At 46.6% G+C, this 25,170-nt stretch carries 23 protein-coding genes; 5 read left to right on the top strand and 18 right to left on the bottom strand.

Features of this window, described 5'->3' with window-relative positions:
• Positions 1-3 precede the first annotated feature (3 nt).
• Entirely contained in the window at positions 4-1,086 is a 1,083-nt protein-coding gene (locus tag OO778_RS19210; RefSeq protein WP_074190429.1) for an efflux RND transporter periplasmic adaptor subunit, read from the bottom strand.
• Between the two features lie 104 nt (positions 1,087-1,190).
• On the bottom strand, positions 1,191-2,072 hold the full coding sequence (locus OO778_RS19205) for a LysR family transcriptional regulator (RefSeq protein ID WP_046875810.1): 882 nt from the start codon (positions 2,070-2,072) through the stop codon (positions 1,191-1,193).
• A gap of 112 nt (positions 2,073-2,184) precedes the next feature.
• On the opposite strand from OO778_RS19205, the gene OO778_RS19200 reads away from it, so the two are divergent.
• Positions 2,185-2,544, top strand: a complete 360-nt coding sequence (locus tag OO778_RS19200; protein WP_074190430.1) for a DUF6559 family protein — start codon at positions 2,185-2,187, stop codon at positions 2,542-2,544.
• Between the two features lie 78 nt (positions 2,545-2,622).
• Here OO778_RS19200 and tyrS read toward each other — a convergent pair whose 3' ends face one another.
• The 4 genes from tyrS to ppsA form a co-directional block, all read right to left on the bottom strand.
• On the bottom strand, positions 2,623-3,882 hold the full coding sequence (gene tyrS / locus OO778_RS19195) for a tyrosine--tRNA ligase (protein WP_104970495.1): 1,260 nt from the start codon (positions 3,880-3,882) through the stop codon (positions 2,623-2,625).
• Positions 3,883-3,964: 82 nt separating this feature from the next.
• Complete coding sequence (locus tag OO778_RS19190; protein ID WP_046876144.1) at positions 3,965-4,771, bottom strand: helix-turn-helix transcriptional regulator; 807 nt, start codon at positions 4,769-4,771, stop codon at positions 3,965-3,967.
• A gap of 193 nt (positions 4,772-4,964) precedes the next feature.
• Positions 4,965-5,744 carry a hypothetical protein gene (locus OO778_RS19185; protein ID WP_006741381.1) on the bottom strand — a complete coding sequence of 260 codons (780 nt, stop codon included), beginning with the start codon at positions 5,742-5,744 and terminating at the stop codon, positions 4,965-4,967.
• Between the two features lie 170 nt (positions 5,745-5,914).
• Positions 5,915-8,287 (bottom strand): phosphoenolpyruvate synthase, encoded by a 2,373-nt coding sequence (gene ppsA, locus OO778_RS19180; protein WP_006741382.1) that lies wholly within the window; start codon positions 8,285-8,287, stop codon positions 5,915-5,917.
• A 251-nt stretch (positions 8,288-8,538) separates the two neighbouring features.
• Here ppsA and OO778_RS19175 point away from each other — a divergent pair, with 251 nt between their 5' ends.
• On the top strand, positions 8,539-9,375 hold the full coding sequence (locus OO778_RS19175) for a pyruvate, water dikinase regulatory protein (protein ID WP_005392709.1): 837 nt from the start codon (positions 8,539-8,541) through the stop codon (positions 9,373-9,375).
• An 84-nt stretch (positions 9,376-9,459) separates the two neighbouring features.
• Here OO778_RS19175 and ansB read toward each other — a convergent pair whose 3' ends face one another.
• Together ansB and OO778_RS19165 are read right to left on the bottom strand one after the other, a co-directional pair.
• Positions 9,460-10,524 carry an L-asparaginase 2 gene (gene ansB / locus OO778_RS19170; RefSeq protein ID WP_006741383.1) on the bottom strand — a complete coding sequence of 355 codons (1,065 nt, stop codon included), beginning with the start codon at positions 10,522-10,524 and terminating at the stop codon, positions 9,460-9,462.
• A gap of 369 nt (positions 10,525-10,893) precedes the next feature.
• Positions 10,894-12,150: an adenylosuccinate synthase gene (locus OO778_RS19165; RefSeq protein WP_264912495.1), complete on the bottom strand. Its 1,257-nt coding sequence runs from the start codon at positions 12,148-12,150 to the stop codon at positions 10,894-10,896.
• Between the two features lie 105 nt (positions 12,151-12,255).
• Between OO778_RS19165 and OO778_RS19160 the strand changes: the two genes are divergently transcribed.
• From OO778_RS19160 to OO778_RS19150, 3 genes are all read left to right on the top strand, one after another.
• The gene (locus OO778_RS19160) at positions 12,256-13,125 is read left to right on the top strand and encodes a LysR family transcriptional regulator (protein ID WP_006741384.1); all 870 of its coding nucleotides are present in this window, start codon (positions 12,256-12,258) and stop codon (positions 13,123-13,125) included.
• A gap of 3 nt (positions 13,126-13,128) precedes the next feature.
• On the top strand, positions 13,129-13,521 hold the full coding sequence (locus OO778_RS19155) for a ribosome recycling factor family protein (protein ID WP_048624767.1): 393 nt from the start codon (positions 13,129-13,131) through the stop codon (positions 13,519-13,521).
• A gap of 79 nt (positions 13,522-13,600) precedes the next feature.
• Complete coding sequence (locus OO778_RS19150) at positions 13,601-14,215, top strand: LysE family translocator (RefSeq protein ID WP_006741386.1); 615 nt, start codon at positions 13,601-13,603, stop codon at positions 14,213-14,215.
• 95 nt (positions 14,216-14,310) lie between these two features.
• Here OO778_RS19150 and OO778_RS19145 read toward each other — a convergent pair whose 3' ends face one another.
• The 10 genes from OO778_RS19145 to doeA all read right to left on the bottom strand — a co-directional run bounded on the left by OO778_RS19145 (position 14,311) and on the right by doeA (position 25,062).
• Complete coding sequence (locus tag OO778_RS19145) at positions 14,311-14,832, bottom strand: DUF2058 domain-containing protein (RefSeq protein WP_264912493.1); 522 nt, start codon at positions 14,830-14,832, stop codon at positions 14,311-14,313.
• 47 nt (positions 14,833-14,879) lie between these two features.
• Positions 14,880-15,656 (bottom strand): Asp/Glu/Hydantoin racemase superfamily, encoded by a 777-nt coding sequence (locus OO778_RS19140; protein ID WP_005392716.1) that lies wholly within the window; start codon positions 15,654-15,656, stop codon positions 14,880-14,882.
• A gap of 56 nt (positions 15,657-15,712) precedes the next feature.
• Positions 15,713-16,672, bottom strand: coding sequence for a cyclodeaminase (locus OO778_RS19135; protein ID WP_006741389.1), 960 nt, complete (start codon positions 16,670-16,672; stop codon positions 15,713-15,715).
• A 14-nt stretch (positions 16,673-16,686) separates the two neighbouring features.
• Positions 16,687-17,661 (bottom strand): hydroxyectoine utilization dehydratase EutB, encoded by a 975-nt coding sequence (gene eutB, locus OO778_RS19130; RefSeq protein ID WP_006741390.1) that lies wholly within the window; start codon positions 17,659-17,661, stop codon positions 16,687-16,689.
• An 86-nt stretch (positions 17,662-17,747) separates the two neighbouring features.
• Positions 17,748-19,154: an aspartate aminotransferase family protein gene (locus OO778_RS19125; RefSeq protein ID WP_053808062.1), complete on the bottom strand. Its 1,407-nt coding sequence runs from the start codon at positions 19,152-19,154 to the stop codon at positions 17,748-17,750.
• 41 nt (positions 19,155-19,195) lie between these two features.
• Positions 19,196-20,716: an NAD-dependent succinate-semialdehyde dehydrogenase gene (locus OO778_RS19120; RefSeq protein WP_258674518.1), complete on the bottom strand. Its 1,521-nt coding sequence runs from the start codon at positions 20,714-20,716 to the stop codon at positions 19,196-19,198.
• A 155-nt stretch (positions 20,717-20,871) separates the two neighbouring features.
• Entirely contained in the window at positions 20,872-21,351 is a 480-nt protein-coding gene (locus OO778_RS19115; RefSeq protein ID WP_006741393.1) for an Lrp/AsnC family transcriptional regulator, read from the bottom strand.
• A 115-nt stretch (positions 21,352-21,466) separates the two neighbouring features.
• Positions 21,467-22,480 (bottom strand): TRAP transporter substrate-binding protein DctP, encoded by a 1,014-nt coding sequence (gene dctP / locus OO778_RS19110; RefSeq protein WP_005392727.1) that lies wholly within the window; start codon positions 22,478-22,480, stop codon positions 21,467-21,469.
• Between the two features lie 332 nt (positions 22,481-22,812).
• Positions 22,813-23,820 (bottom strand): N(2)-acetyl-L-2,4-diaminobutanoate deacetylase DoeB, encoded by a 1,008-nt coding sequence (gene doeB, locus OO778_RS19105; protein WP_139059274.1) that lies wholly within the window; start codon positions 23,818-23,820, stop codon positions 22,813-22,815.
• Positions 23,821-23,874: 54 nt separating this feature from the next.
• Complete coding sequence (gene doeA / locus OO778_RS19100) at positions 23,875-25,062, bottom strand: ectoine hydrolase DoeA (protein ID WP_005392731.1); 1,188 nt, start codon at positions 25,060-25,062, stop codon at positions 23,875-23,877.
• Between the last annotated feature and the right edge of the window lie 108 nt (positions 25,063-25,170).

Genomic DNA, 25,170 nt, shown 5'->3' with positions numbered 1-25,170 from the left:
CACCTACAACGTCTTGATGGTCAGGTTTGGGGCGGCATCACCCTCGCTCAGATAATGGCTACCGCTGATCACCACATAATCGCCTTGCTCAAAACTTCCTGTCACACACGCTTGGTATGCGTCGATAGAGTCAAGATTGACCGGCTCTGAATGAATAACCGCATCACGAACCACATTCACGTGCAGAGTTTGTTTCTCACCCAAAATTGCAGAGTAAGGAAAGCAATGGCTTGAGTGACTGGTGTTGAGCGCGGTATTAACCGTGACTGCTTTACCGTTGAATAGCGCACTGGAAATCGAATCGATGTCTAGCGTGACGGTATAGGTTTGTTTGAGCAGGTGCTTCTTCGGCGCGATTTCTGCCACGGTTGCTCGGTAGGATTGCTCCGAATCATACCAAGTCAACGATGCTGGCTGACCTAGTGCGAATTGCGCAATCATATTTTCCGGCACGTCGATGTCCACTTCCCAGCTGCCTTCTTGCTGAATTGACACAACACTGCCGCCCGGCAAGGTTTGTTCATGTGGATCAACAGAAACGTCGGCAACAATGCCAGTGAATGGTGCACGTAGAGTGGTGTAACGCAGGGCATCTTTTGCACGTTGGATGTTTTTCTCAACCACTTTGACGGCAGAGACGCTACGTTCGTAGCTGCTGATGGCTCGATCTAAGTTGACGCTGGCAATGGCATCATCAGAAGTTGCTTGTTTTACGCGCTTTAACTCGGCTTTCGCGAGTTTGTGTGCTGATTGCGCTTCTAACATGCGCGCTTGTAATTCTTCTAGTGAGACTTGGTAATCGTGCTTGTCCAGCGTGGCGATGACTTGGCCTTTTTCTACCAAGCTGCCTTTATTTACGAACACGCTTTCCACGGTGCCAGGTACACGAAAAGAGAGTGAGGCGGTTTCTTTTGCTTTTACGATCCCGCTGAATGATTTACTGAGTTCTTCATTCCTTTCGTTGACTTCAATCACTTGAACGGGTCTGGATGCGCTTGGCTCCTCAACCTGAGGTTGAGCTTGATTACAGCCGAGTAGAGAGAGCGCGATAGTGCTCAGCGCAGCGGTTTTGATTTGATGATTCATAAGATGGCTCCATAATTTCGGCGCCATCTTATAATTCACAGATGTTCAGATAATCATGCGTGTGCATGATTCAATGTCACGAATTTTATGACAATAAATGTAAACTACAAAAGTTTTGGAATTTTATTGCACAAATGTTCAATAAGTAACCGGCTAGCTTGGTTCAGCGTTTTCGGCTTAGGGTAGAGTAACCACCCCGTTTCTTCTGTGACGGCATATTGAGACAATACTTGCACCAATGCACCGGATTCGAGCTCATTTTTTACCAACAGTTTTGGGATATAACTAATGCCGCGGTCAAGCACTGTGGAGCTTTTGATAAAGCCGATGTTGTTGGAAATGAGTTTCGGTTTGAGCGCTACGTTTTGTTCCTGAAAGTGCCAAAGGTTGTCGACATTGCCATTTGGCCAGCGAAAACAAATGCACTGATGATCGCTCAACGCTTCTAATGTAGCGGGCGTGCCGTGAGTTTGAAGATAGTTCGGTGAGGCAACGACACATCGGTCTAGCGTTAAGATCTTTCTGGCGACAATGTCTGAATCAAACAGCATGCCGCCGTGCAGCGCGATGTCCAACCCCTGCTGAAACATATCAATAAAGCCATTGTTGATATTGCGAATGTCGAGCTCAACCTGCGGGTATTGATCCTGAAATTCAAACAAAATGGGTTGAAGAGGTTCATAGGTTTCTGGCAGAAGGCCAAGTTTGATTTTGCCTCTGACCTCGATGCTTTCGTTACTGGCTTGCTGGTTTGCCGAATCAAGCAAGGTGAGCACTTTTTGCAGATCTTGGTAGTAGGCATCGCCTTTGTTTGTCAGCGAAAGGCTGCGAGTAGTGCGGTGAAAAAGTTGCGTTCCGAGGTAACGTTCCAGTTCTCCAATGCGTCGGCTAACATTTGCTCGTGGCAAATCCAAAGCATTGGCTGCCGCTGTAAAGCTGCCAAGTTGGACGACTTTGGTGAACAGTTTTAGATCGTCAATTTTCACTCTTGAACTCCATACTCTTTGAGCGCCGTGCTAAACCCTGACACTCTAGAGTATTGATGTGTGGTATACAAAACTTATTATTAATTGTCGAAATATAAATAAGGGCTTCAACATGTTGAGATTTATACAACGTCGCCGCATTAAGAAAGTGATTAAGCTAATGAGTACCAGATTGGTGGTGGGATACGGCAGTCGTGAGTACTTTTCCGTCGGTCAGGTAAAGATGAGCACCAGTGAGTTAAGCACGTGCCAACAAAAAATTGCGTTGGCGTTGTACGCGAATCCGCAAGATCTTGATTTGGAAAATCAACCAGAGTTGCAAGCCATCCGCTCTGATGTGGCGAATGACTTCTTTGCTAGTGCCGATTATACCGCTCAAGATGTGCTTAATTTATTCGGTGCTGGTGGCTGGAAAGGCGGCCGAATGGAAGATGGAATGTCTCATCATTTTGGTATGCACAGCCGATACTAGAGCGAGCTAACCTTATAAAGTCTTGTCAGTTAACTCGCTATATCACTTTGCCTTGTGAGGTGTCACTCCGATGCTTTGTTAAGCGGCACGCTTTACGAGGCAGAAGTGCTTTTTACCGCGTTGCAGTAACCAGTATTGGTCAAACAGTGGGAAGCTTAAACTCGGGTTATCAGCCGACACTTTTTCACCGTTTACACTGATGGCGTTGTTGCTGATGTGTTCGCGTGCAACACGTTTCGAGCTTGCTAAGCCCGACTCAATCAATAGCTCAACCAAATCTTGTTGTGTGCTCTCAATGCTTGGTAAACCATCTAACTCCAACTGTTTTAATTCACCCAAACTCAGTTGTTGCACATTACCGCTGAACAGTGCTTGAGTGATGCGCTCGGCACTAGATAGGCCGTCTTCGCCATGAACAAATCGCGTCATTTCTTCAGCGAGAATACGTTGTGCTTGTGGCTTGCCTTGGCTTGCTTGGTCTTGCGCTTGAATGCTGGCAATTTCTTCGCAGCTCAAGAACGTGTAGTAACGCAAGAAGTGGTAAACGTCGGCGTCTTCTGCGCCAAGCCAGAACTGGTAGAAGGCGTAAGGCGAGGTTTTGCTAGGATCTAGCCACACTGCGCCGCCTTCGGTTTTGCCAAATTTGGTACCATCGGATTTGGTGATCAGCGGCAGAGTTAAGCCAAATACTTGCTCACCATTTTGACGACGAGTTAAATCGATCCCACTGACGATGTTTCCCCATTGGTCATTGCCACCGATTTGCAAACGACAATCGTATTGACGGTTTAGCTCGGCAAAATCGTACGATTGCAGCAGAGCGTAGCTAAATTCGGTAAAAGAGATGCCTTGATCAGGGCGTTGCAAGCGTTGCTTTACCGACTCCCGGTTGATCATGGTATTGATCGAAAAGTGCTTACCCACATCACGGAAGAAGTCGATGACGTTGATCGCTTTCATCCAGTCAGCATTGTTCACCATGATCATTGGCTTGGTCAGTTGGTGATTCATCAACTGCTGAATTTGATTAGAAAGATCGTTAACCCAACCTGAGACGATTTCTGAAGAATTCAGGCTGCGCTCGGTCGCTTTAAAGCTCGGGTCGCCAATCATGCCCGTTGCACCGCCAATCAAGGCAACAGCTTGGTGTCCGGCATCTTGAAAGCGCTTAAGCATGATCAAAGGCACAAGGTGGCCGATGTGCAAGCTGCCAGCTGTAGGATCGAAGCCGCAGTAAACGGTTTGTGGCCGTGAGAGAAGTGTCTGAATTTCTTCCAAATCGCTGGCTTGTGCGATCAAGCCACGATCTTGTAAATCTTGCAGTAATGGTGTCGTCATTCTTTTTGTCTGTCTTAGTGGTTGTTGTATTCAGACTAAAACGCGACACCTTTTCTCCATATATCCCTTAAGGGACAGTTTTTTATCTTGAATGGAGAATGAGGTGATTGAGGAAAAGCTGGAATAACTCACTCAATGAAGACACATTTAACTGCGAGTAAATGCGTTTTCGATGATTTTTGACTGTGCCTTGCACTAAGTGTAACCGCGCGGCAATTTCTTTGGTGTCAAACCCTTGAGCGAGAAGTGAAGCCACCTCTTGCTCGCGACGAGTGAGTGATTCTACGCCAAATGTTGCTAAAGCTTGCTCAATGGCCAATCGCATACTGCCAGAATAAGCACTCTGGGCAAAAACAGGCTCAGAAAAGGTAAACTCCGTTTGTTTCCAGTGCTGCTGACAAAGCGATTGAATTATCGGGAAGTAGGGCTTTAATTTATTGATTTGCTGTTGAGAAAAGTATTTTCCATCATTCATATACCCGAAGTACAACATGACCCAACGGCCAGGTTCGACTTCGACTAGCATGCTCAGTTCGTCTTTCCACCCTGTCTGATGGTAGAACTGTTCGCAGTAGGAAGTAAAATCAACGCCTTTGCGTGCTACGTCTTTGAGCGTAAATACGCCTTGTTGCTTTGTCTCGTTTAGTTTGAGAAAAAAAGGGTCATTTTGAAATGAGTCAGTAAGGTAGCGTTGAAAAAGTAACTCTCGCTCGTTCTCAATCGAGTCGTAGAGATAAATAGGATGTTTACCTTCTCGATAACCTAAAATAACCGCGCAATCAAAATGAAAAAGAGTGCGAATGACACGCATAAGCTTAGGAGTAAAGTTAGGCGTATTAAGAGCAGAAATTGCTTCTGCCAGCAGATTATTAAAGTTATTGTCAGGCATGGGATACCGAATCGCAGATGGTTTTGGGCAAGCATAACGAAAAGCCATCCAACGAGAAAGGGAAGTCACCATCTTCTGGTGACTTCCCATGAGAAAGTTGCACAAGTACTCAGTTTTGAGGAGTCATAGCTGCGTTAACTTATTGATAAGGGTGCATAACAACCGTTCTGTTTAAGCGATTAGTTGCTATGCGTTACTGCGAGTTGGTGAGCTCTTCGTTAACCCAATATTTAGAACCAGACACGTTGGCATCGATGAGCAAGCCTTTTGCATTCAACTGATAAACGGCGACGCCACTGTTAAATTGTTTTGAAAGTTGCTCTGAGTCTTCGCCAGCTACAGCAGAGGCTTCACTGGTCGCTTCCCATCCTTCGTTGACGAACGTATCAAAGTCTTCTTTGCTCTCAAACAGAATCACTTGTTGGTAAAACTTGCCGCCAGCCCCAAGTGCGACGCCCAAACCAAACATATTCATATAAGTGCGTTTTTCTGTTTCCTTATTGACTGCGACACCTGACCCTGAGTTGGTGTGAAACAACAAAGACAATTTACGAGAATCAAAGACCGCGTAGCCGTAAGCGTTGTCGTAAATGGCTTTGGCCTCCGGCTTTTCATTAAACAACTTGAGTAAAGCACTATCCGCCATTAAGTCTACGGCTTGGCGAGCTTCTTCTGGCGTGTCGCCTTCCATCAGTTCATCAATTTTCTTGTCGGCTGCATCTATCCATTCTTTGCTTTTCTCAATACTGGCTTCTGTCCACTCGCCCGCGGTATTGATTGCTTCCTCGGACCAGTTCGTGAAATCTTGCCACGCTTGTTTTGAAAAGGCTTTGGTATCGTCCCAAGCATCTTGCGCAGTATCAGAAACCGCTTCGCCTAGCTCAGACATTTTGTTGGAAATATCATCCCAATCTGCGTAAGCGGGAGAGGCTAGGAGCATCAATGTGGTAATGAGTGCGATAGACTTTTTCATCAAATTCTCTCTGGAGTTGTCGATACATCATTCATTCTAGGTCATCAGACTTTGATAATGAAATTGACTAAATGGCGATCTTGAGAGAGGAATCACGAACTGATTGCGAAATGACGTATGAATAACAAAGCCCTCACAAGGGGAGTGTGAGGGCTTGAGTTTTTAGCGCGTTACTTGCTGCTAACTTTACCGAGCTGTAACCAAGTATCGATAACGGTGTCTGGGTTTAGTGAAACAGAGCTGATGCCTTGCTCCATCAACCATTCCGCCAAATCTTCATGATCTGATGGGCCCTGACCACAAATACCCACGTACTTGCCAGCTTTGGTTGCTGCGTCTATTGCCATTTTCAGCATGATTTTCACCGCCGCGTTACGCTCATCAAATAGGTGAGCAACGTCGCCAGAGTCACGGTCCAGACCAAGCGTTAGCTGAGTCATGTCGTTTGAACCGATAGAGAAACCATCGAAGTACTTCAAGAACTCGTCAGCAAGCACGGCGTTGGATGGCAGCTCACACATCATGATGACTTTCAGACCTTGGTCGCCACGGCGCAGATCAAACTTCGCTAGTAAATCAATCACTGATGCAGCTTCGCTTGGTGTACGCACGAATGGGATCATGATTTCAACGTTTTTCAGACCCATTTCGTTACGAACGCGCTTGATAGCTTGAGTTTCTAACTCGAAGCAATCTTCAAACACTGGAGAAATGTAACGAGACGCACCACGGAAGCCGAGCATTGGGTTTTCTTCATGCGGTTCGTAGGCTTTACCACCAACCAAGTTGCTGTATTCGTTCGACTTAAAGTCAGACATACGAACGATGACGCGTTTTGGCCAGAAAGCAGAAGCGATAGTCGCGATGCCTTCAGTCAGCTTGCTCACGTAGAAATCGATAGGATCTTTGTAACCACGAATGCGCTGTTTAATTTCTGCTTTTAGCTCATCGCTTTGCGCATCAAAGTTAAGTAATGCTTTCGGGTGAATACCGATCATCTTGTTGATGATGAACTCTAGACGAGCAAGACCAACACCTTCGTTTGGAATCTGAGCAAAGTCGAATGCGCGATCTGGGTTGCCCACATTCATCATCACTTTGGTCGGCAGTAGTGGCAGTTCATCAACAGAAGAGCGTTTTACATCAAACTCAAGTTCACCTTGGTAAACGTAACCCGTTTCGCCTTCTGCACAAGATACTGTCACTGTTGCGCCATCAGTCAGTTTGCTTGTCGCATCGCCACAGCCAACGATTGCAGGAATACCAAGTTCACGAGCAATGATTGCTGCGTGACAAGTACGTCCGCCACGGTTGGTAACAATAGCAGAAGCTTTCTTCATCACTGGTTCCCAGTCTGGGTCAGTCATGTCTGTAACTAACACATCACCTTCTTGAACCAATGACATTTGGTCCAGAGAGTCAACCAAACGTACTGCACCTTTACCGATACGTTGACCGATTGCACGACCTTCAATCAAAACATCTGCTTTGTTCTGTAGCTCGTAGCGCTCAATCACGTTTTGTTCCGTTTGTGAACATACGGTTTCAGGACGCGCTTGAACAATGTACAACTTGCCGTCGATGCCATCTTTTGCCCACTCAATGTCCATTGGACGCTGGTAGTGCTTCTCGATGATCATCGCTTGTTTGGCGAGCTCTTTGATCTCTTCGTCGTTCAGTGAGAACGTGTTGCGCTCTTCATCAGAAGTATCAACGATATCAACTTGTTTGCCGATCTCTTGGTTGTCAGAGTAGATCATTTTGATCAACTTAGAACCAAATGTTTTCTTAACGATCGGGTGCTCACCTGCTTCAAGCATTGGCTTATGAACGTAGAATTCATCAGGGTTTACTGCGCCTTGAACGACCATTTCACCTAGGCCCCATGAAGAGGTGATGAAGACAACTTGGTCGAAACCAGACTCAGTATCAAGCGTAAACATTACACCCGAAGAAGCTTTGTCTGAACGCACCATACGTTGGATACCCGCCGATAGCGAGATACCACGGTGGTCGAAACCTTGGTGTACACGGTAAGAGATCGCACGGTCGTTAAATAGAGAAGCGTAAACGTGCTTAGTTGCTTCTAGTACTGCGTCGATGCCTTTCACGTTCAAAAACGTTTCTTGCTGACCAGCAAAAGAAGCATCAGGCAGGTCTTCTGCCGTAGCAGATGAACGAACTGCGACTGAAAGCTCAGGGTTGCCTTCAATCAGTTCTTGATAGTTTTCACGGATTTCTTGTTCAAGGTCCGCAGGGAAAGGGGCCTCTAATACCCATTGACGGATGGTTGCACCTGTCTTACGCAGAGCTTCCACATCCTCAACGTCTAGTTCATCAAGTAATTGGTGAATACGCTCATCCAAACCTTCGTGGTCAAGGAATTGGTTAAACGCGTATGAGGTTGTCGCAAAACCATTTGGTACAGAAACGCCTGCGTTCGCTAGGTTAGAAACCATTTCGCCAAGTGAAGCATTCTTACCGCCGACTTTGTCGACATCATCCATGGATAGGCCATTGAACCAGAGGGTGTTCTTTTGCATGTCTTTCTCCAGAAACATTGCAGCTTAGTAGGGGGACTTAAATCGCTCTAAACAATCGCATGTTGGCTGTTATTACACGTTGACCATACATTGCTTCATTTAGATTGATATCAAAGGCAAACGATTACGTTCTGGCTGAAAAAAATTCAAAAGAATTTTTAAAGCTGTGGTGAACCTAACTGAAAGCCAAACTGATTTATTAATATTATGTTTACCATCCTACTCAAAAGATTTTGAAAAATTAAACAGAAATGCAAATAAATAACCAAAGTCGTGATGTGTTCTATGTTTCTGACGGTACGGCGATAACATGTGAGACATTAGGACATGTTGTTCTCGGTCAATTTCCGTTCATTCCTAACGAAAAAACCTTTCCGTTCGTAGAAAGCCAGGACAAAGTTGCTGACGTTGTAAAAGAAATTGAAACTTCCTACCAACGCAATGGCGTCAAACCTCTGGTGTTTTTCTCTATCGTGGTGCCAGACGTACGTGAAATGCTGCTGGAAGCGCCTGCATACAGCTACGATGTGTTGGAAAGCATTGTACAGAAAGTGCAAGACGACATTCAGATGGCACCAAAACCCAAGTTGCAACGTTCTCGCAGTGTGGGGAAAGATTCCGATACCTATTTCGACCGTATCGCGGCCATTGAATATACATTGGCGCATGATGATGGCATCACGCTAAAAGGGTTGGAGCAAGCCGATATCATCCTGCTGGGAGTATCGCGCAGCGGAAAAACCCCCACCAGCTTGTATATGGCGATGCAATTTGGTTTGCGTGTCGTGAACTATCCGTTCATTGCGGAAGATGTGAAGATGATGCGTTTGTTGCCTGAGTTTGAGATCCATCGTCATAAATTATTCGGGCTTACTATCGACCCTGAACGTTTGACTGAAATCCGTGAGAATCGTTTGTCTGGAAGTGATTACGCCAGTACCGAGCAGTGTAAGCTGGAGCTAGACACCGTAGAGGCGTTGTTTAGAAGAGAGGCGATCCCATACATCAATACGTCCTCTCTCTCTGTGGAAGAGATCACCACGCGTATTCTTGAAAAAGCAGGGATGAAACGCCGTTTGTTTGGTTAATAGGGGGCGCCAACATTGTCGTATGCAAGAGGAGGCGAGTAACACCTCCTCTTGTGCATCTAAAGATGCCTTACACAGAATGATTTAATAGTATTGGAACATCTTTTGGATGTCTTGATAGTTTTTGGTCTGAGTCAGTGACAGCATCAGTAAGATACGTGCTTTTTGTGGGTTTAGTGTGCCTGAGGCAACAAAGCCATATTTGTCGTCATCAATTTCAGCATCCAAAGTGGTTGATCCGGTTGGTGTGCGAGAGCTTCTTACAACAACAACGCCATCTTTGCTCGCTTTTTCTAGCTCATCAAAGACCGTGTGGTACAAGTTACCATTACCCACACCAGCACTTACAATACCGTCAAACTTGGCATCAACAAAGGCTTTTACTGGTAAGCTCGACGCATTTGCATAGTTATAAACAATGCCTACTTTAGGTAGTGTGTTGAGTTTTGATACATCGAATGGTGTTTCTGTGGTGTGTTTACGCTCTGGGCTTCGTTGATATTTGGCATCGCTATTATGAATGTAGCCGATAGGGCCAAAGTTAGGTGATTGGAAAGTACTGACGGAAGTGGTGTTTGTTTTAGTTACGTCTCGCGCATCGAATATAGTGTCATTCATCGCGACTAATACGCCGCGCCCTTCAGAATCTTCATCGGTTGCTGTCACGACGGCGTTGTATAAATTAACTGGGCCATCAGCACTCATTGCGGTGGAAGGACGCATTGCACCGACAATCACGACTGGTTTTTTGCTCTTGACGGTCAGATCAAGGAAGTAAGCGGTTTCTTCTAACGTATCGGTACCATGCGTGATGACGATACCGTCAACATCATCTTGAGCGAGCAGTTCGTTGACGCGTTTGGCTAATTTAAGCCATACCTCATCATTCATATCTTGTGAACCGATACTGACCACTTGCTCTCCAGAAATATCGGCAATGTTGGTCATACTCGGCACCGCAGAAATCAATGATTCAACGCCGACTTTACCTGCTGTGTAGTTTGACTCGGTTGCAGATTGACCTGCTCCAGCTATGGTGCCACCAGTGGCAAGGATTTTAATGTTCGGAAGATCGGATTGCGCAAAAGAGAACGAACTGATGCATAAACCGAGAGTTATCGTACTGAGGCGGAAAAGATTTTTCGTCATAGGAATCACCTGCTATTAGGTTGGATGTTGGGAACTCATCTATCCTAAAAACAGCGGGTTAGATTTTTTGAGCACTAGTTCAACAAATTGCAGATGAAGATCGTGATCAAGCAATCAGTTAAAGAACATTAATTCAAACAATTAACTTAAATAACGTGCTTCTTTAACAAGTGAGATGTACTAATAACGTGCATAATGCGTTATATGCTCTAATCTATTGATTGGGAAATAAAGAGGGAAGGGAGGCGCGATTAGGTTACTAAACACGAATTGAGAAGTGCAATTTCTTCAAAGTTTACAGTGTAAAAAAAAGCGGCTTTACCCCGGAACAGATAAAAGCCGCTTGCCAATGATGTGTTAATTCACATCTTATCGCATAATCATTTGTTCACGACCAGGACCCACAGACACCATTTTTACTGGTACGCCCATCAGTTCCTCAATGCGTAGAACGTATTTCTGTGCTGCTACTGGAAGCTCTTCAAACTTACGACAACCTGTGATGTCCTCGCTCCAGCTTTCCATCTTCTCGTAGATTGGTGCTAGTGCTGCCGTTTGAGGCCAGATTGGGTTTTCGCTGTGGTCGCCTTCGTAGCCAACACAGATTTTCAGATCGTTAAGACCAGTCAAACAGTCTACTTTAGTTAGCGCAATTTCAGTTGCCGCTTGCAGTTCAACGCCGTTCTTCGTAGCGACTGCGTCGAAGTAGCCCATATCGCGCGGACGACCTGTAGTTGCACCGAACTCGCCTGCAAGTTCGCGGAAAGCATCTTGCTCTTCCATTGCAGTGATCAACGTACCAGTACCTACTGATGAGCTGAATGCTTTTGCAACCGCAATAACGCGCTCAGGACGAAGAGCCGGAAGACCACTACCGATACCCGCGTACATTGATACAACGTTAGAAGATGTTGTCCAAGGGTACTCACCGTAAACAAGGTCACGACCCGCGCCAAGCTGCGCTTCGAACAATAGTGTTTTGTCTTTTGCTTGTAGCTCTTTTAAAGGAAGCGTTACGTTGCAAATTGAATCGCGCCAAGGTGCAGACACCTCTAGCAACCAGTTCGCCAGTTCTTCAGCGGTTTGCTCGAACTCGAACGTCGGGTAAAGCGCACGCAGTTGCGGCAGTTTCCAATCCATCATGAATTGAAGGCGTTCAACCAATACTTCTGGTTGCTTCAACCAACCAACAAGGATGCCTTTCTTCATTACGCGGTCACCGTACGCAGGTGCAATACCTTGACGAGTTGAACCGTATGCTTGGTCGCCTAAACGTTGTTCTTCTAGCGTATCTTCTAGTGCGTGTAGAGGTAGACACAGTGTTGCGCGATCAGAGATGCACATATTCACTTTTACGCCCGCTTCTTCAACTTCCGCAATCTCCTGAGACAGCAATGCAGGGCTGATAACCATACCCGGACCTAATACTGCCAAACAGTCTGGGTTGAAAACGCCACTTGGTAGCTGGTGCAGCTTGAACGTACCTAGGTCGTTAACCACGGTATGACCCGCGTTGTTACCACCTTGGAAACGAATGCTCGCAGAAGCTTGCTCTGCCAAAAAGTCAACGATGCGGCCTTTGCCTTCATCACCCCAGTTTGCACCCACAACAACGATAGACGACATAATTTAATCTCCAAAAACAGATGCAAAAATCTTAAGGCGTTCGCCATAATAAGAGAAATTAATTATACTCATTAACTTGATAAGAATCCCATATCGGAATTGGCAATGTTAGATTTGAACTGGCTGCGAACCTTCGTAACTCTTGCAGAGGTAAAACATTTCGGCAAAACAGCGACGGAACTGCACATGACGCAGCCGAACGTAAGTTTGCATATCAAGCAGTTGGAGCAGGCCACGCGCACTAAACTGATTGAGCGAAATCCTGTACAGCTGACGCAGGCGGGGAAGCGTTTGTTAGATACGGCGCAGCGGATGCTTAATGAGCTGCAAATTTGCCAGTCGGATCTCAATGCCATCAACGATCTTACGCAGGGGACGCTTTCTATTGCGGCGAGCGATATCGTTTCACGTTTACTACTTATCAAACCGTTCCAGCAATTCAAAAGTGAATATCCGGGTATCGACTTGGCATTGTTCAATACCACATCTTCTCAAGCGGTGGATTTGGTGAAAAGTGCGCGTGCCGATATCGGCTTTGTTATCGCACAAAAAGAGAGTCAACCGCTGCATTTTACACCTCTCACGCAGATTCACTGGTGTGCGTTTGGCGATAACATTTTTGAGTGGCAGGACAATCGAAAAGAGAGCCAGACGTTGATTCTGCTAGGGCACGACACGCGAACCCGTGAGCTGATAGATGCATCTTTACCTGAGTTAAATCTGCCTAAGCATCGCGTGATGGAAGTGGGCAGTGTGGAAGCACAAATCGACTGGGCAGAAGCAGGATTTGGGACCGCCATTGTGCCGGATTTCTCTCTTGATCCGAGGCTAATGCTTTCCCGAGAAGTTACGCCTTTGCCTAGTTTTCCAAACACCGATTTCGGCTACATTGTGCGCCAAAATCAGGTACTCTCCAAAGCCGCCAAACAGCTACTCACTTGGGTTGGAGAGAATGTGTCAGTAGTGGGAGAGTAACGGATGAAAGATGACGACATTATTGTTTCGCTGCCCTCTCTGATTCATCGCATTGGCGGTGAGAATGCTAAACGCATTAAAGTCATTGCGGCGGATTGCGGGTGTGACGTTAAGCGAGTTAGGCGCTCTCGTCATTGGCAAGTTTCTGGAGAAGCTTTGAACTTAAAAGCGTTACTTGATCAGCTAAAAGCAGGGCAGTGTGAAGAGCTAAGGTTTGTGATGAATAAGTTGGAGAAAGGGTTATCCGTTCATCAGGACAAACTGGAACCGTTAGAAGAAAAACTGATTCGGTTGGTGGTGCAAAACCCAAATATCACCTTGGCAGAGTTGATGACAGAAACGCACTGTACGATTGCACAAGCCAGAGCAGCTCGGTTTGAAGCGGAAATGCTCTAGCGTAGAATTTTTATTTACTCATTCTAGCAGCCAATGTTACGGTGCGGGCTATTACTAAAAATTAAGGCCATTTTTTATCATGGATATTTGGAAGCTCCTCCTTTTTATTCCCGCTTGCTTTGCTCTGAATATGACTCCAGGCCCAAACAACTTATTGGCAATGAATAATGCGCGTTGTTACGGTTTTCGTGCCGCGTTTGTCGCTAGTTTAGGGCGTATTACGGCATTTTCTGGCATGATCGCGCTGTCTGCCTCTGGGCTCGCCGTGATTTTGTACACATCAGAAATGCTGTTTTTAGCGTTAAAGCTGGTGGGTGCGTTGTATCTATTGTGGATTGCATTCAACCTTTGGCGTTCGGAATCGAGCCCGATCTCTGAGTTAACTAACTCACGCAACTATGCAGGGCTTGCGAAACAAGAGTTTACGCTTGCCGCCGGTAACCCGAAGGCGATTCTTATTTTTACTGCGTTTTTGCCGCAGTTTGTAGACGTGAACGCCAACGTTCAAGAGCAGTTTTTTGCCCTTGGCTCCACGTTTTTGATTTTAGAAATGGTCGCCATTTCAATTTACGCGATTTTTGGTTTGTACCTTAGACATTGGTTTTCAAATCCAAAAATGGCGAAACGTTTCAATCGCGGATGTTCGCTGTTTTTAGCCGCATCTGGTGTGAATTTACTACTAAGTAAGCAATAACGCACATCATTTCTGTAGCGTATTTTTTCTATTAAAAAAAGAGCCGCTGAGGTTATATCAGCGGCTCTTTTCGTTGATGCATCTATTGTTTGTTGTTACCACATCAAGTCATCTGGCACGACGAAATCTGCGTATGGGTCGTCTTCTGCTGGAATGTCCGATTCTGGTTCTTTCTGTTCGATGATGACGGATTCATCACGTTGAGCAATTTTATTTGCTACTCCGCGTGGAATGACAACGTAGCTTTCACCGACAATAGCAATGGCTAGAATGCCTTTAATCAACTGTTCACGGATGAGAGCATCAACATACAGTGACTTAACCAAGGTGCCATGGGTGAAGTTGTACTTAATATCGCCATCTTTTAAGTCGATCTTGTTAATCTCAATCAATTGATTGATTTGCGCTTTGATCTCTTTATTCAAACGCTCGGCATTTTGCTGTTCGCTCAATTGTTTATCACGCTCTAACTGTTGGCGTTTATTCTCTTCAACCGCCGCTTTTACTTCGCGTGCTTGAACGCGTGATTTTTTAGAGCCTTTCTTCGCTTTCTTTAGTTTCTTTTCATTAACTAAGCCAGCTTTCAGCATTTGTTCTTGAAGGGTAAGTTTTGCCATGTTTCATCCAGTTAGTGCGCAATTTTGTGCATTTTAGCGAGTCCTTATCAGCAAGGAAAGGGCGATGATGACACGTCGGAGAAATTATCAGACTCAAGCAAACGCAATGCGTCCCAAAGCATCACTTGGTTGGAGCTTAGTACAGGAATACCAAAGCGGCTTGAGAAATAAGGCAGTAGATGCATGACTCGCATGTTCGTGCATGAAATAAATACCGCGTCCACAGTGCAATCAATCGACTCAAGCAGCTGCGCTAAGGCATTTTCTACGTCTTGCCCTCCAATGGTTGGGATATGGGGATCGTAGTCGAGATTGAAATACCCAAAGGCCAGAACGTCAATGCCATGTTCGGTCATGGACTCATAAAGTGGGTGATTGACGTCATTAGTATACGGCGTCAGCATAACGATTCTTTGAGCTTGATGGTGTTCAAGCGCTCTCAGTGCGGCTTGCCAAGGGTTAGTTGTTATGGCTTCGGGTCTCTCTTGACGAATTAAATCAGTGATTTGATCGGAGCCAATGAGCACACTAGCTGACGTACAGCCAAACGCCATGACGTTGATTGGCCACATTGGCACGATGGTGCGTACACACTCGCGGATACTGTTTTGCATGTCTGTTAAGTGCAGAGGATCGACAGTACCTGTGGTGAGAAAGCGTGAAGTGTATAAGCGAACATCTGCGGGTAAATGCTCGCGCCATTCGTTTTCTAGCACATAGTCGGTCGCGAGTTGAATGAGTCCGATTGAACGTTGATAAGTGGATACATCCGCCGAAAAATCAAACTGAGTGGTTAAAGATTGAAACGTACAGAGCTCTGGCATGTTACGGCCCTCAAAAAGTGCGGTGGTTGCCCACCGCCAAAGTCACAGGGAATAAGTTACATCGTGGATTGAATGCTGGTGAGTTGTTGAGCGGTATAGTCAGCGATTGCGGTGTCTTGAACGCCAGTCCCTGTTAAATCACATACCGAAACATCGTCAACGCGCCTTGAGTAGGGGTGCTTGCCGCAAATGATGTCGCCAAGTTCGACTAGGCTGCGGGTGAGCGGTTTGTCTACACCACGTAATTCGCCAAGTGATTCTGACTGACTGATTCGATCAACCACCAGATGCTCAGCGTTTAGGATGACTGAGGTGGCAAGCTCACGTTTATGAGGGCTGTCTGAACCCATAGCGATCACGTGTGCTCCTGATGGGATATCTTCCCAATTCAGCAAAGGTTCTTTTGATGGTGTTGTCGTGACAATAATGTCGGCTTCTTGGCATGCTTGCTGGATAGAGGAATGCACGGATACGGATAGATCGTATCGTTGCTCCATACGTTGTTTGTAAGCCTGCGATTTTGTGTTGTCTCTTGCCCAGATGTTCACTTGGGAGATTGGCCTAACTAATTTTATCGCAGCGACTTGGAGTTCTGCTTGAAGCCCACTGCCAATAACCGTAATTTTGGATGCTTCTGAGTTCGACAGGTATTTCGCGGAGATAGCGCCGGCGAGAGCAGTACGAATGTCGGTTAGATACCCTTCGTCAAACAATACGCTATCAACCAGCCCTGTTTTCGCGCTAAAGAGCACCATCAAACCATTTAGGCTGGGTAGTCCTAGTTTTGGGTTATCAAAAAATCCTGGGCTGATTTTTATCGCGAAGCGCTCATTACCTTTGATATGCGCCGTTTTTACATCCACTTCGCCGTTATGCTCTTCAATTGCCATGCTAAGAATCGGAGGCATGGTGACGTTGCCTTGCCCAAGCGCTTTGAAGCCATTTTCCACGGCCGCTAACGCATTAAGATCTAACTGAGTCACTTGCTCTATCTGAGATTTATTATAGATTTTCATTCGCACGACCTCGGTTATTCTTTGACTTGGCGGCCAATTTTTAATGCCGTCTCAAAAGTGTCTGAAGAGACGTTTTTTCCACTGAGCACCAAAACGACTTTCTTACCGCGTAAGTCCAGTTGATGTTGGTGAATGGCGGCAAGCCCCACTGCGGCCGCGCCTTCTACGGCAAATTTTTCTGCATCGAAAATATCTGCCATGCCTTTGGCGATGTTGTGTTCACTGACTAAAAACGCTTTATCCATGACTTCTTGCACGAGTTTGAAGGTATAGCGATTGTCTAAACCTATGCCGCCACCTAAGCTGTCAGCAAACGATTCGTGCTCTTCAACTTGTACTGGTTTTCCTGCTTTAATGCTTTCTACCATCGCTGCGCCTTTGTCCATGGAAACGCCATACACGTTCACTTTGCTGCTGTTTGATTTTGCGGCTAAGCCAATACCACCAATCAATCCGCCGCCAGATAGCCCGGCGAAAATGACGTCGACATCAGGAAGATCTTCAATGATTTCTAGTCCAATGGTCCCTTGTCCGGCGATGATGTCTGGGTGTTCGAATGGTGAGAGATAGGTCATCGACTCTTCTTCTGTTAGCCTCAATGCTTCTCGCTCCGCGTCGTCTTGAGCTTGCCCAACAATTCGAACTTCTGCGCCTAATGCTTTAATTGCGTCGACTTTGTTTTGTGGCACTAAATTGGACATACAAATCACGGTGCGGACTCCTAGTCGTTGCCCAGCATAAGCCACGGCACGGCCGTGATTACCAGTAGAGCAAGTGACGACGCCATGTTGTTTTTGTTCCTCACTCAGTTTGTTCATGGCATGAGTCGCTCCACGCAATTTAAAAGCACCAATAGGTTGTAGTGTTTCCAGTTTTAACCAAATTTCACATTGATATTGTTGCGATAACAGTGGTGAGTGAAGTAATGGTGTGCGACTGACTAATCCGTTAATCGCTTTCTTTGCGGCAAAGATTGCTTGTGTTTCCATGTAGTACGTCTCTTAGGACCGCCCCCTCTAATTTGGTCAGAGGGGGCGGTAATCATTGGTAGGTTTGTGAGTTGGTTAATTCGCGGCTATTTTGGCTGCCACTGTTTAGACGTGACGAGGTTATCCATCACTTTATTGACCGCTTGGTGCGCTTTGTCGACAATAGTGTCGATGTCATTACGATTCGCGATAAGCGGTGGAGCAAAGCCGAGGATGTCACCATGTGGCATGGCGCGAGCGATTAAGCCTTGCTCTAAACAGGCTGCCGCGATTTGCGGACCCACTTTCAAGTTTGGATCAAAGTGTGCTCGGCGGAGTTTGTCTGAAGAAAACTCCAACGCATGCAACAAGCCAACGCCACGAGTATCACCGACCAATGGATGATCGTTAAACGTCTCCGCCATGCGTTGCTGCAAGTAAGCGCCGACTTCGGCTGCGTTTTGCACCAAGCCTTCACGTTCAATGATATCGAGGTTACAGTTCGCGGCTGCCGCTCCCATTGGGTGACCGGAGTAGGTATAACCATGTCCGATAGCGCCCCATTGGTCGGTGCCGTTTTCTAGCACACTCCAAACTCGTTCACCGACGATCACGCCAGACAGCGGTTGATACGCTGAGGTTAACCCTTTCGCTACCGTGATGAGATCCGGTTTCATGTCGTAGTGCAGTGAGCCAAAATCGGAGCCGAGGCGGCCAAAGCCACAGACCACTTCATCCGCAATCAAGAGTACATCGTATTTGTCGAGTACTTTGCGAATCGCCTGCCAGTATCCTTCTGGTGGTGGCACAATACCACCAGTACCGAGCACTGGTTCTGCAATCATCGCTGCCACCGTTTCAGGGCCTTCTTCCAAGATCATCGCTTCGAGTTGATCCGCACAATATTGAGAGAATTCAAGCTCAGACATGCTCTCGTCTTCACGGCGATAGTAATACGGCGCCATGGTGTGCTTGATGCGCTCAAGCGGTAAATCAAAATGTGCGTGGAACAGAGGCAACCCTGTCATTGAACCCGAAGCGATACTTGAACCATGGTAGCCGCGATCACGGGAGATAATTTTTTTCTTCTCTGGTAGACCACGAGCATTGTTGTAATACCACACCAACTTAAGTTGAGTTTCGTTCGCATCACTGCCTGACATGCCGTAGTAGACTTTACTCATGCCTTCAGGCGCCATTTTGATGATGCGATCTGACAGTGTCACTAGTGCTTCGTTGGTATGACCGACGTAAGTGTGGTAGTACGCCAGCTCTTTGGCTTGTTCATAAATAGCATCGGCCATTTCAGTCCTGCCATAGCCAATGTTCACACAATATAACCCGGCAAAGCCGTCTATCAGCTCGATGCCTTCTGAATCGGTGATGCGTATTCCGCTTCCGCTCGAGATAATTCTTCCCGAAAGCTCCCCAGCCGCATACTGCTTCAGGTGGGTTGAGGCATGAAATACTCTCTGACGGTCGATCTCTAAAAGTTGTTGGGTTTTGTTGCTCATGATCCTTCTCCTCGAATAATTGGATATCCATATTTCGTGCCTTAACTGCCACTGACGGTTGGTAAAGCGCCTAAGCAGCAGTATTTGATTTCACTGTATTCTTCAAAGCCGTGGCGACTGCCTTCTCGTCCAAGTCCAGACTGTTTCACACCGCCGAATGGGATAGGGTGTCCAGTCATCTTGACGGAGTTCACGCTCACCATGCCAAATTCCAAACCACGCATGCAGCGCCAAATTTGGTGAATATCGTGGCCATAAACATAGGCAGCTAAGCCGTACTCAGTGTCGTTGCTCATTTCAATCACGGTATCTAAGTCTTGGTAAGGCAATACGCCTGCCACAGGACAAAAATTCTCTTCGCGATACACCGCCATATCAGGGGTGACATCGGCCAGCAATGTCGGCGCGAAGAAGTTTTCGCCTGGTACGGGCTGGTGGTATCCCGCTACCAATCGCGCGCCTTTGTCGAGTGCGTCACGCACCAAATCATGCGCTTTATCCACCGCAGCGCGATTGATCAGCGGCCCCATGGTGGTTTTTTCATCTAAACCATTGCCCAAAACAATGTGGTTCATTTCTTTGGCAAACGCTTCCAAAAACGCTTCGTACTTATCGTCAGGGACGAAAATACGGTTTGCGGCCAAGCAGTCTTGTCCTGCAGTTTGAAACTTGGCATCCACGGCGGCTTTGGCTGCTTGCTCGACATCCATATCTGGCAGCACGATGAAAGGGGCATTACCACCGAGCTCCATACTGCATTTCTTCACGGTTTGTGCCGCGTCGCGCAGCAGCAACTTACCCACTCGAGTTGAACCTGTGAATGAGAGCGCTTTGACTTTATCGGAGTGACACAGGGTTTGTGACACCATCACCGCATCGCCAGTGATCACGTTAAATACACCAGGTGGAAAGCCAGCTCGGTCTGCTAATTCTGCCAAGGCCAATGCGGAAAAAGGCGTTTCGCTGGCAGGTTTGATGAGCACCGGACAGCCTATCGCTAATGCTGCGGCGGCTTTACGGGTGACCATTGCATTAGGAAAATTCCATGGTGTAATCAGTGCTGCGACACCAATCGGCTCGCGTACCGTCGATAGCTGCGCATTCGGAATATGACTTGGGATGGTTTCGCCATAGCTGCGGCGTGCTTCCTCTGCAAACCAACGAACAAAGGATGCGCCGTAGTCGATTTCACCCAAAGCATCACCTAATGTTTTGCCTTGCTCCGTAACCATCAAACGAGCAAGATCTTGTTTTGATTCTAAAATCAAATCGTGCCAACGCATGAGAATTTCAGCGCGTTCTTCTGCTTGCATTTTTCGCCATTGACGAAAGGCTTGGTCGGCCTCATCAATCGCTTGATAGAGTTGTTGCTGAGATAGCTTGGTAATGTAGCCGATGACCGTACCATCCGCTGGATTATCCACCGGATGAAATTGGTCACCACTTACCCATTTGCCATTTACGTACGCTAAACCTCTCACCAAACGTACGTCTTTCATTATCGCCATCATGTCGTGCGAGGCTTTTAATTCCTCAGCATGTAAGCTGTGCAGTGCTGTCATGAGTCCTTCTCCCAGCGTCGTTGTCCATAGTTAAACTGTAATGGAGAAGTGACCGAAATAATTTCTGATGCCGAGGTTTAAACCATCAAAACTTTCTTTTCCACACCATCAGATATGGTGATTTTTCTGGTCGTCTTTTAAGCGTGTTTTCCCTTTTAGAACAAGGCGTTTTGGTTCACTTCTAATGTGCCTGCATCACGTTTGATTGTTTTCGTCACGATGTAAGTAAAGTAGCGCTCAATGCCCACTTCTGACTCTAACCAGTTGTCGATAAGCCGCTGATATTGATCAATATCTTCCGACTGAATTTTGAGGATGTAATCGACACCGCCGCCTGTGGCATAACAATCAGTGACTTCTGGTGAGTGTTGAACCAGTTGCTCGAAACGTTTGAACGCTTGGGCGCTGTGCTCTTTGAGCGTAACTTCAACCATGACCGACGTTCGTTTGAACAAAACATCGGTATTTACTTTTGCCCCGTAGCCTTCAATGATGCCTGCTTCTTCCAGTTTTTTGACACGCTCCCAGCAAGGGCTCACGGATAGGTTAATGGCCTCGGCAAGGTGAGATTTGGTAATACGGCCATTGTCATGAAGTATTTGTAGAATTTTTACGTCGTAGCGATCGAGGCGCATAATTGGTCTCCCTGTAAAATACCAATCAGTTCAGAATAGTTGATGACTGGTCAACCGCTATAAGGTGGCCCGAAGGCCACTCCTTTTTCTGTTATTGATTCTGTTATTGATTCTGTTATTGATTGAACTCTTGCTCCAGTGAGCTCAGCACCGCTTTACCGCTGTCGCCTGTAAGCTCGATGTATTTGTCCCGCATTGGCATAGAGGCTTGTTTAAATGCTGCACGTTCGTCACTGTCGAGTTTGATCATCTGCATATCTGGTTTTGCTTGCTTAATTTGATCAAGACGTTTTTGGTTAAACTCATCTTGTTTTTCAAATATAAAGTCAGTCATACCAGCGATGACTTTATTGACCTGATCTTGGCGGGCTTGTGGGAGGGTTTCGAACCAGCTGTTATTGGTAATGACAGTAGTAGTAAATTGTTGTTGTCCTGCCCAGATCATGTAGTCGTTCACTTCGTAGAACTTCATTTCTTCGATAGCAAAAACGGGGTTTACTTGACCATCGATCATTTTAAGTTGCAGAGCACCATAGACTTCTGAGTAGGGTAAAGGCGTAGGGTCGGCTCCAAACGATTTATAAGCCTCAACCAGCATTGGCGATGCCATCACGCGCATTTTGAAGTTATCAAAATCTTTTGGAGAACGAATCTCACGGTTGGTCGTCCACACCATTTCACCTTCTGGATACATAGTGAGAAGTTTGAGGTTTTTCTGTTCTAGCTTTCCGCCGAGTGTGTCATAGATAGTAGGGCTTGAACTCAGCACTTTTTTATTCACATCATTGTCTTGCGACAAAAGGTAAGGGATGGAGAAAACCTGCATTTCGGGCACGAATGAACCAAAAATACCTGGCGATGCGTTGGTAAATTGGATAATACCGTTCGCAGTAAGCTCGGTAAGATCTTCTGACTGACCTAATGTGCCGTATGGATAGACTTCCACTGTGACGTCGCCATCGGTTGCATTTTCGATGCGCTTTTTAAACTCTTGCGCATAAGCATCTTGCACCGAGCCTTTGACTTCTTCTAGAGCGAATTTCCACGTTTCTGCATAAACATTGCTGGTGGCAAAGCTGGCTGCGATCAGTACGGCACTCGTTAGGTAGCTGTGTTTCATCGGATTCATCCATTTCTTCCTTAATCAGTTTGTGAGTCAATTCACCAACGGCAGGTGATACACCAGACCCGATGTTGTGTCGTGTTTAGGGCGTGTTGACCTTTCGAGCTGATTTTTGCAGCGCTTTGTGGGTGGCCTACATAAAAAGCCGATAACGCAGTAGAAATGAACCACAAAGGCTGCCCGAAGGGTTCGAGCTAGGCGCCCCCGCAAAAATCGTTTTATGCTTTGTTGAAGACCATTTGCTTAGAATGACTAGGCTGCATAGTCTTCGCCGCGCCTAAAACGATTTTACCTCGAACAAAATTTAACCGCGAAAGGTCAATACGCCCTAATAAGAGTTAGTTTAATTCGCCACAGTCTTCGGCAATTACGGCGACAGTGTCACCAATGTTGACCATGGCTGGGAAACGACGTGCAGCAAAAATCCCACTGCGCTGCGCTTTGTATTCGATTGGGTCGCTCCCTGTACGCTCGGTTGAATAGATTCTTGCCAGTACATCGTCTTGTTTGATGGTATCGCCAAGCTCAAATAAGTATTCGGTGATACCGTTGTGCTGGCTTTGCACGTAGCAACTTGCATCGGGCATATCAAGCAACCTGGTTGGCAGGGTGGGTTTTTCGTAATCACCTGATAAGTTGCCTGAAAAACGCAAGAAGTTACGAATACCACGGTCGGCATAAGCGATGGTTTCTGGAGTGCTGGTTCCGCCACCTCTGAGCTCTGTGGTGACGAAGGTTTTGCCTTGAGATTCCACTGCGGTGTCGTACAGGCTAGTGGCGTCCATTTCGAGCAAGATCATGGTGTAAGGTGCGCCAAACAGTTTTGCACCTAAGATGCATGCTTCTTCTTGATCGAGGTTGTCGAGACGATGGGCGGCGGCGAAAGGCACGATGTCTAACGTTTTACCACCTGAATGAATGTCTAACGCAAAGTCGCACATGGGTACTAAGTAACGAGTAAAGTAATCCGCGATTTTTTCGGTCACTGAGCCTACAGGGTTTCCGGGAAAGCTGCGATTTAAATTCCCTTTATCGATAGACGATGTGCGCGAGGCATTTTGTACCGCAGGTAAGTTCATCATTGGCACAATAATGACGCGACCTTGTATTTGCTCTGCTTGCAGCGAGTTTGCCAATTTTAGCAGGCTGGTGATGCCTTCGTATTCATCACCGTGATTACCGCCAGTAAGCAGCGCCGTTGGCCCGTGACCATTTTTTATCACGGTGATAGGTATCATGATGCTTCCCCAAGCGGAGTCATCATGGGAATAGGGCAGCGCTAAAAAGCCGTGCTGCACGCCTTCTCGGTCAAAGTCTACGGTGGCTGTGATCGAGCTCTTTTGCATATCGAGTCCTTTTTGTTCTTAAGCCTAGTTCAACAGAACTTACGGTTTGAAAAGTTAGTGTTTAACAAATAAGTGGCGTGGGAAATCACACAGTGTTTTTGCACCATCACGGGTGATCACAATGCTTTCGGTGGTTTCTAACCCCCAATCTTCAAACCATAGCCCCGGCATAAAGTGGAATGTCATGCCTTCTTTTAATACGGTTTTATCGGTGTCTCGCAAGCTCATGGTTCGTTCGCCCCAGTCAGGAGGGTAGCTCAGACCAATTGGGTAACCACATCGGGCGCCTTCACGTGAGAATCCTGCTTTATCGAGGACTTGGTTCAATGCATTGGCGATGTCGGCGCAGGTATTGCCTGGTCTTGCCACTTCTAATCCTGCTTCGAGACCTAAAGTTAATGCTTCATCTGCACGTTTGAATTTGTCGTCCGGTTCTCCAAGAAAAATAGTGCGAGAGAGTGGGCAATGGTAACGGCGATGCGCCCCAGCGATTTCGAAAAAAGTACCTTCGCCTTTTTTGAAAGGTCTATCGTCCCACGTTAAGTGAGGTGCAGAAGCATCAGAACCAGATGGCAAAAGCGGTACGATCGCGGTGTAATCGCCAAAGTGATCTTCATGCCCAAGTACTGCTTGGCGGTTAATCTCGGCGACAAGGTGATGTTTAGGCAATCCTGGCTCGATCATATCGAACGCGACGCGATGCATATTTTCAACAATGCGAGCTGCGCGGTACATATAAGCCAGTTCTTGATCAGATTTAACGGCGCGACACCAATTGACTAGCCCGGTTGCATCGAGAAGTTGAGCATTCGGTAAGTGCGTGGTGAGTGACTCGTAAGCGGTGGCACTAAAGTAATAGTTATCTTTTTCCACACCGATACGGCCGCGATCCCAAAGACGCGGGGCGAGTACCGCTTCTACCAGAAAATCCATTGGGTGCAATGGTGGGTTCATTACATAGTGGTCTGGGTAGTAGGTGATATTTTCTGCCGACATATATGCAGTTCTGTATGCCCCATTGGCATCTTGGCAGCGCCCAAACCAAACAGGCTCGCCAGATGATCCTACAACGACACATTGTGGGACATAAAAAGACCAACCGTCATAACCTGTCAGCCATGCCATGTTAGAAGGATCGTGAATGATAAGGACATCCAACTCTCGTTCTTCCATCGACTGCCGAACTTTTGTTAATCGGTCCTGGAATTCATCCAGTGTAAAATGCAAAGCAACGCCTCTCATATTTTCTCCTTGTTAAAAATCCGACGCCTTATGGGCCTTCGGAGACGTTGAGGTATTTCTACCTTCCACCAGGTCAGCCAGACCTGCGTTTAAAAACTATTGCAACTC

Origin of the sequence: Vibrio sp. STUT-A16 (genome assembly GCF_026000495.1) — a bacterium.
Taxonomy (GTDB): Bacteria; Pseudomonadota; Gammaproteobacteria; order Enterobacterales; family Vibrionaceae; genus Vibrio; species Vibrio diabolicus.
The sequence above is the reverse complement of the archived record's forward strand: the minus strand, read 5'-3'. Positions and strand labels throughout refer to the sequence as shown.